This is a genomic window from Burkholderia sp. E168m23 (assembly GCF_016586125.1).
Lineage (GTDB): Bacteria > Pseudomonadota > Gammaproteobacteria > Burkholderiales > Burkholderiaceae > Burkholderia > Burkholderia orbicola.
Genome location: NZ_BCPP01000256.1, coordinates 1 through 7,695 on the forward strand (window position 1 = coordinate 1; position 7,695 = coordinate 7,695).

The 7,695-nt window shown below is 67.3% G+C and carries 7 protein-coding genes and 1 pseudogene; 3 read left to right on the plus strand and 5 right to left on the minus strand.

Annotated features, from left to right (window positions below; all coding sequences use genetic code 11):
- Window positions 1-395 (plus strand): annotated as a pseudogene (locus tag JMF90_RS15170) (cobyrinate a,c-diamide synthase); the annotation flags it as partial.
- Window positions 396-446: 51 nt separating this feature from the next.
- On the opposite strand, the gene JMF90_RS15175 reads toward JMF90_RS15170, so the two are convergent.
- Together JMF90_RS15175 and JMF90_RS15180 are read right to left on the minus strand one after the other, a co-directional pair.
- On the minus strand, window positions 447-734 hold the full coding sequence (locus tag JMF90_RS15175) for a type II toxin-antitoxin system ParD family antitoxin (protein ID WP_011545385.1): 288 nt from the start codon (window positions 732-734) through the stop codon (window positions 447-449).
- Between the two features lie 124 nt (window positions 735-858).
- Window positions 859-2,022 (minus strand): M20 aminoacylase family protein, encoded by a 1,164-nt coding sequence (locus JMF90_RS15180; protein WP_011545384.1) that lies wholly within the window; start codon window positions 2,020-2,022, stop codon window positions 859-861.
- Window positions 2,023-2,374: 352 nt separating this feature from the next.
- On the opposite strand from JMF90_RS15180, the gene JMF90_RS15185 reads away from it, so the two are divergent.
- Both JMF90_RS15185 and JMF90_RS15190 read left to right on the plus strand, forming a co-directional pair.
- Window positions 2,375-3,445, plus strand: coding sequence for a type IV toxin-antitoxin system AbiEi family antitoxin (locus JMF90_RS15185; protein WP_011545383.1), 1,071 nt, complete (start codon window positions 2,375-2,377; stop codon window positions 3,443-3,445).
- Window positions 3,414-4,319 (plus strand): nucleotidyl transferase AbiEii/AbiGii toxin family protein, encoded by a 906-nt coding sequence (locus JMF90_RS15190; RefSeq protein ID WP_011694282.1) that lies wholly within the window; start codon window positions 3,414-3,416, stop codon window positions 4,317-4,319. Before JMF90_RS15185 ends, JMF90_RS15190 begins: the two co-directional genes overlap by 32 nt.
- 129 nt (window positions 4,320-4,448) lie before the next feature.
- Here the strand turns inward: JMF90_RS15190 and JMF90_RS15195 are convergent, their stop codons facing one another.
- From JMF90_RS15195 to JMF90_RS15205, 3 genes are all read right to left on the minus strand, one after another.
- The gene (locus JMF90_RS15195) at window positions 4,449-5,465 is read right to left on the minus strand and encodes a GNAT family N-acetyltransferase (RefSeq protein WP_011545381.1); all 1,017 of its coding nucleotides are present in this window, start codon (window positions 5,463-5,465) and stop codon (window positions 4,449-4,451) included.
- Window positions 5,465-6,304, minus strand: coding sequence for a formyltransferase family protein (locus tag JMF90_RS15200; protein ID WP_011545380.1), 840 nt, complete (start codon window positions 6,302-6,304; stop codon window positions 5,465-5,467). Before JMF90_RS15200 ends, JMF90_RS15195 begins: the two co-directional genes overlap by 1 nt.
- 87 nt (window positions 6,305-6,391) lie before the next feature.
- The coding region (locus tag JMF90_RS15205; protein WP_201325203.1) for a TonB-dependent siderophore receptor at window positions 6,392-7,695 on the minus strand (1,304 nt) is incomplete at its 5' end.

Sequence of the window (7,695 nt, forward strand, 5' to 3'; positions counted from 1 at the left end):
CGATTCGCGCGCATGCGGCAGCCGGCCGGCCGATCGTCGCGGAATGCGGGGGGATGGTGTATCTGTGCGAATCGCTGACCGACGTGGATGGGTCGACGACACCGATGCTCGGCCTGCTGCCGGGGCATGCGACGATGCAACGCCGGTTCGCGGCGCTCGGCATGCAGCAGCTCGATACTGGCACGGGACCGATGCGCGGTCATACGTTTCATTATTCGCGGCTGGATACGCCGCTCGTGCCGGTCGCGACCGCCGCGCGGCCCGATGGCTCGGAGGGCGGCGGCGAAGCCGTTTATCGCGTGGGCGCGATCGTCGCGACGTACATGCACATGTACTGGCCGTCGAATCCGGATCTGGTCGTGGCTTTGTTCGGTGGGGAAGTGTTCGAGACATGAGCGGCCAGCTTGCCGAGCGGCCGACCTTCGACGGTACGACGCCAACGATCTTCAGGATTCGGGGCAGGAATCGCGTGACCAGACGTGACCGGCCTTAGCCGCAACGCGTTGCGCCCGCATGCGGGCCAGGAAGGTTTCTCCGTCGAACGTATTGGGATGACCTGAGGCCTCCCCGGCGTCCAGCGCGTCCTGCAACGCGCGCACCTGCGCGTTGCGTGATTCGAGCAGCCGCAATCTCGCTCGCATGGTGTCGCTGCCGGAGCATCGCTCCGACAGCCCGTCGGCGTCGACGTACTCGGCAACGTGATCGTCTTGGGAAACAGGCGCCTTTCTCGACATGGTTCACTTCGTTTGGTTTGAACACGATGGGCATATACCAAATACCAAGGCAAGGTACATGCCGTCTGTCATGGTTGGGAGCGGATTGTGAATTCCCGGCTCCAACCTCACGCCGCATCCTCCGTCACACCAGAAACGCCTCAGTTAACTTCACCCAATACGACGCGCCGGTCGGCAGCGCCGCGTCGTTGAAGTCGTAGCCGGGGTTGTGCACCATGCAGCCGCCCTCCCCGTCGCCGTTGCCGATGATCAGGTAGCAGCCCGGCCGTTTCTCGAGCAGGAACGCGAAATCCTCGCTGCCGGTGAGCGGCACCATGCCGTCGATCAGATTGGCTTCGCCGACCCATTCACGGGCCACGCCGCGCGCGAACGCCGTCATCTCCGCATCGTTCACGAGCACTGGGTAGCGGCGCTGGTAGTCGATCGTCGCGGTCGCGCCGAACACGGCCGCCTGCGTATGGACGACCTCCTTGATGCGCGTTTCGAGCAAGTCGCGCACGTCGGGCTTCAGCGCGCGCACCGACAGGCGCATCTGCGCGCGATCGGGAATCACGTTCGGCGCTTCGCCCGCATGGATCGCACCGACCGTGATGATCGCCATGTCGAGCGGCGACACGTTGCGCGACACGATGGTCTGCAGCGCCAGCACGATCTGCGCGCATACGACGACCGGATCGATCGCCCGGTGCGGCACCGCGCCGTGGCCGCCGCGACCCTGCACGTCGATGACGACGGTATCCGACGACGCCATGAACGAGCCCGGCAGGAAACCGAATTTGCCGGTCGGGAAGCCCGGCATGTTGTGCATCGCGAAGATCGCGTCACACGGAAATTGCTCGAACAGCCCTTCGTCGAGCATCTTCTTGGCGCCGCCGAGCCCTTCCTCGGCCGGCTGGAAGATCAGGTTCAGCGTGCCCGAGAAGCGGCGTTCGCGCGCGAGGTGCTTCGCGGCTGCGAGCAGCATCGCCGTGTGGCCGTCGTGGCCGCACGCGTGCATCTTGCCCGCGATCGTGCTCTGGTACGGCAGGCCCGTCGTTTCGTGGATCGGCAGCGCGTCCATGTCGGCGCGCAGACCGAGGCGCCGCTTGCCGTCGCCCACTTTCAACTGGGCGACGACGCCGGTGCCGCCGAGCCCGCGATGCACGGTGTAGCCCCACGACTGCAACTGCTCGGCGACGAGGTCGCTCGTCGCGAATTCCTCGAAACCCAGCTCGGGGTGGGCATGGATGCGGTGCCGGATCTCGATCATTTCGTCGGCGAGGCCGGCGGGAATCACGCTGTACGTCACGGTGTCGCCTCCTGTGTGCTGTGAGTATGCGGGCAAGGATAGTCCGACGAACGGCAACCGGATAGACAGAAAGTCGTCACGATGGCAACTGGCGATTGCCAGTCGATCGCACGGGCGGAGGCGAAGCGCGGCTGCCGGGATGGCTATCCCGTCCGGACGACTGCCGCGAGCGAGAGGCACGCCCGACACTGTGTGTTAAGGCTCGATTTTCACGTGGAGGTTATCGTTGGCGTCAGCTCAACGTTCCAAAATAATTCCTTTTCATCAAAGGGTTGAGAGCATTTGTTCATTTTTTGACGGTTGTACATTTTTTGTGTACGCTGACAAAACAGTGAACAAGCGATCCTCCGTGATGCCGGCGAACGTCCCCCTCCCCCTATCGGAACAGCATGTGCTCGACGAGGCCTGTGCCGCGTTCGGACGCTCGACCCGGCGCTTCGCTGCGCGGCCCGTGCGTGTGCCGGCGGCGTACCAGGCGCGCGCCGACGCAATGATCCGCTTCGACATCGCCGGGCAGAGCTTCGAGATGCCGGCGGCCGTGAGCGTCGGCGTCGAATCGCTGCAGGCTGCGCTGGCGGCGCTGCGTCGCCGCGGCGGCACGTCGGCGCCGGGCGAGCGGCCACTTATGCTGGTCGCGCCTTATTTTTCTGCCGAACTGGCCGCCCGCCTGATCGAGCACGACATCCCGTTTCTCGATACCGCCGGCAATGCGAGCCTGATCCAGCCGGAGGCCACCCTGATGATCGCCGGCCGGCCGAAACCTGCGCGCACCCCGCGCCGTCAGGCGTCACGCGCGACCACGCCGAAGGGGCTCGCCGTGATGTTCGCGCTCGCGACGCAGCCGGGCCTCGTCGCGCAGCCGTACCGGGCGATCGCCGCCGCGTCGGGCGTCGCGCTCGGCACGGTCAACCTCGCGATGGACGACCTGATCGCGCGCGGCCTCGTCGCGCAGCGGCGCAACGGCGAACGGCTGATGCCCGACTGGCCGCGCTTCCTGCAGGAATGGGTCGCGCTGTACCCGAGCCGCCTGCGCGCGAAACTGCCGGCCCGGCGGTTTGCCGCGATCGCACCCGACTGGTGGCGCGGCTTCGATTTCGCCGCGTTCGATGCGCGGCTCGGCGGCGAAGCGGCGGCCGATCTGCTCACGCACGACCTGAAGCCGGCAGCGATCACCGTCTATACGCACGGCGCCATGTCGAATCGCCTGCTGCTGCAAGCCCGCCTGCGCCCGGACGAGCATGGCGACGTCGAGCTGCTCGAAGCGTTCTGGCCGCCGTCGCCGGCGCTCGACTGGCGCGAGCAGGATGTTCCGCTCGTGCCGCCGCTGTTGGTCTACGCGGATCTCGTCTCGTCCGGAGACAGCCGCAATCTTGCCGCCGCCGAACACATCCATGACCGATACCTCGCCCACCCGCCCGCTTGAAATCGACGCGCGCCGGCCGCTCGAGCCGGCGGCAGTCGCGCTGCTGCGGGCGGTCGGCTCGGCCTGCGCCCGGCTCGACGCGGCATTCGTCGTGGCCGGCGCGACCGCGCGCGACATCCTGATGTGGCATGTCCACGGCATCCGTCCGGTGCGTGCGACGCGGGACGTCGACGTCGCTGTGTGCGCGGTCAACTGGCCGTTTCACGAGCGGCTCGTCGATGCGCTCGTCGCGACCGGGCAATTCGCCCGCGCGCCGAAGCATCGGCAGAAACTGCTGTTCGACAGCGGCTCGCCGGGGTTTCGCACCGAACTCGATCTGGTGCCGTTCGGGCCGCTCGAAACACCGCCCGGCGAAATCGCATGGCCGCCGGGCGGCGACTTCGTGCTGAACGTGCTGGGGTTTCAGGAGGCGGTCGATACGGCGCTCGCCGTGTCGATCGGCGCCGGCATCACGGTGCCGGTGGCGAGCCTGCCGGCGCTCGCGCTGCTGAAGCTGCTCGCGTGGAAGGACCGGCGCGCGCGCCAGAACAGCGACGCATACGACCTGCTGTTCCTGCTCACGCATTTTCACGATGCGGGCAATCGCGAGCGCATCTGGGACGTTGCGCCCGACCTGATCGAACAACATGGCTTCCAGCCGGAGCTGGCGGCAGCGGCGCTGCTCGCACGCGACGCGAAGCAGATTGCGTCACCGCACACGCACGATGCGATCCGCGCACTGCTATCCGACGACGCGACTTACGCGATGCTCGGGCAGGATCTGCAGGCCCGCGCGTTCGCGCTGTTGCCCGGGGAATTCAACGACGACGCGGAACGGTATCTCGATGCGTTCCGCGGCGGCTTCCTCGCGGGTCCGCTCGTCCATCGGGCGTGACATCAGCCAGTCACGCCGTTTTCACCGTCCTGCCCGGGTCGGCTCGACGAGGAAGCTGGAATCGGCGAGCGGCTCGTTTGCAAAGGACAACCACGTCGGACGCACCGACGCCGCGCACCCCCACCCCCGTCACGGCAACCGGAAAGTGTCAAAGAACGTATCGCGCTCGATCACCGTGAGCGCCGCGCGCTTGTGCGGGAAATCGAATTCCTTCAGCGTGTAGAACCCGAGCCGGTGCATGTACGCGATGTGCCGCACGTGATCGACGCGCGGCTCGCCGACGAGCCGCTGCGTGCGCGGTTCGTCGACGAACATGTAGTGCAGCACCCCGCTCCACCACGCATGCAGCTTGCCGGCGCTCTGGAACCGCGAGTCGCCGATCAGCAGGTGCAGCCCGCGATCGTAGTCGTGCGCGTCGTAGAACGGCGCGAGGCGATCCTCCTTCGCCCAGTAGAACTCGAAATAGCCGAACGGCGTGTCGTCGAAATAGCCGATCATCGGGTGCATGTGCGGATCGGCCAGCCGTTCGGCCAGATACGCCGCGTGCTCGTCGCGCGTGCCGCGCTGATCCCAGAAATGCGCGACGCGGTCGAGGTTCATCCAGCCGCTGAAGAGGTCCGCGTGCGCATCGATGTCGACGGTGCGCAGGCTGAACGTCATCCCGACCTGCGGCATAGGGCGCGCATAGATCTCGCCGGCCGGCGACGGCGGCCGTACCGGATGCCGATGGCCGTTCGTGATCGCGTAGCGCAGCGGCATCCCGCCCGATGCGCTCGCCTTCAGCCACGGCCGCGGGTTCTGCCAGAACGTCGTGCGCGACACCGTGAGCCGCAGCGTGTCGTCCGCGACCTGCGCGCCGTCGATCACGCCTTCACGCACCGCACGCGCGACGTACGAGGCCACGGCCGCCGCATCGGCGCCGCCGCGCGGCACCGAGATCGTCGCCGCGTCATGCCGCGTGTCGGTGTTGAACAGCGCGACGAACGTCGCGAGCAGCGCGTCCGGTGCGTCGTCGGGCCGCCATGCATCGAGCGCATGCTCGACGACGGCCGCCGCCTGCCCCTGCGCGGCGCCATCGAGCGCCGCGGCCACTTCACCTTCGACAGCGTCGGCGGCGCCGGCCGGTTTCGTCAGCGTGTCTTGCATCACAATGCTCCCGCGTCGTGGCGGTCGGCGAGGACGTGCAGCCCACGCTCGAGTGCCGGAAACAGGCTGCGCTGGAAATTGTTCCAGCGCAGTTCGAGAATCGTGTCGTCCGGCGCGATCGGCGTGTCGAGCACGTCGCAGATCACCTCGCCGGAATCGATACCGTTGTCGACGTAGTGGAACGACGCGCCCGTCATCGTCACGGGTTCGATCGACGACGTCGCGCCGGTGGCCCAGTCGACCCGCTCGCCGCGCGCGCCGTGCAGCGCGTCGAGGGTCGCCCACGCGCCGCGCCGCTGATACGGCGAATCGTCGGCCGTGATGCCCGGATGGATGTTCGCGATGCGCCGATGAAAGCGCGCGCCCGGCCGGACGAGTTCGTCGAGAATCACGAGCAGGCCGTCGAGCACGACGACGTCGGCGTCGAGTTCGAGCAGGCGCTCGAGCAGGCGCCGCTCGAATGCCTGTTTGCCGGCCACGCGCTCACGCGCGTCGCGCGGCAGCCGCCGGTACGTCGACGGAATCGAACAGAACAGCGCGTCGACCGGCCGGCCCTGCACCGTCAGGCCTTCCGGCAGAATCCACGGGCGGCCCGGCGTGCGCGCGAACCCGTAATCGGCGACTTTCGCGCGGTCGGCGGGCGAGCCTTCGTCGTCGTCGACGATCACGCCCTGGAGCGTATAGCGTTCGCCGAGCGGCGAATCGTTCAGGCGCTCGACGAGGAATTCGAGCGGCGCCTTCATGTAGCGCGTGCCGCCACGATAAGCGACCGGCTGGCCGGCACGATCAGCGGCGCCGTTGCGCAGCGACTGGATGTAGACGAGATTTTTCTTCGGCATGGAGGCGTCGTGGAAAAAGCGGACGAAGGCGCCGCGGCCGGCCCGCGCCGGCCATGAAGGCCGGCCGGCGAGCCGCGGCGCGCGACGTCACCAGTTGTATTTCGCGGTCGCGATCACGGTGCGGTCGGTCCCGAAAATGCACACGTTGTTCGACTGGCAACCGCTGATGTAATGGCGGTTGAACAGGTTCGTCCCGTTCACGGCGAAGCGCCAGTTACGCACGTCGTAATGCAGGCCCGCGTCGAACAGCGTGACGCTCGATACCGTCAGCGAGTTGTCGGCCGCACCGGCCGACGCGCTCTGGTAGCGAATGCCGCCGCCGAGGCCGAAGCCGGCGAGCGGCCCCGTGTACCAGGTCCAGTCGGTCCACAGCGACGCCATCTGGCGCGGACGCGGAATGTCGACCGGCCAGTTGTTCAGCGAGACGTCGTTGGCCTGCACGTTCTTCACGTCCTGATAGACGTACGACGCGATCACCGACAGGTTTCGCGTGACCTTGCCGGTCGCGCTCAGCTCGATCCCGCGCGAGCGCACTTCGCCCGTCTGCACCGACTTCGTGCCGGTCGGGTCCTGGCTCGGCAGCGCCGACGTGAGCACGTTGGTCTGGTTGATCTGGTAGATCGCCGCGTTCAGCATCAGGTTCTTGCCGGGCGGCTGCCAGCGCAGGCCGGCTTCGATCTGCTTGCCGCGCGTCGGCTGCGGCAGCCCGCCGCCGACCAGGTTCACGCCGATCAGCGGATTGAACGACGTCGCGTAGCTGACGTACGGCGACAGCCCGTAGTCGCCCTGGTACGTGAGGCCGACGCGGCCGGTGAACGCCGTGACGTCCGCCTTCGTCGACGTGCCGGCCGCGCGGTCGTCCATCCGCATGTTGACCCAGTCCTCGCGGCCGCCGAGCGTCAGCGTCCAGCGGTTCCACTTGATCTGGTCCTGCGCGTACAGGCCGAACGTGTTCATCGTCGTGTACGTGTTGGTGCGGATCGTCGCGTCGGGCGTGAACACCGCCGTCGTGACGGGCTGGTACACCGGGTTGTAGATGTTCAGCGGCGGCGCGGCGGCGAGCCATTCGCTGTCGGTCGCGGTCTGGCGGTTGTACTGGAAGCCGAGCAGCAGCGTGTGCTGCAACGGGCCCGTCGCGAAGCGGCCCTCCAGGTTGTTGTCGATGTCGAAGCGGCTGTAGTTCATCTGGAACACGCCGGCCCAGCGCGACACGTCGGTCGTGCTGCCTTCGACGAAGCCGTTGCCGAACACCGAGCCGTTGTCGAGCGACAGGTGCATCAGCCGCGTGTTCTGGCGGAACGTCCAGGCCGGCGTCAGGTTGCGCTCGAACTGGTAACCGACCGACCACTGCTTCTTGCGGTAGTAGTTGAAGTTGCCGTCGCCTTCGTAGA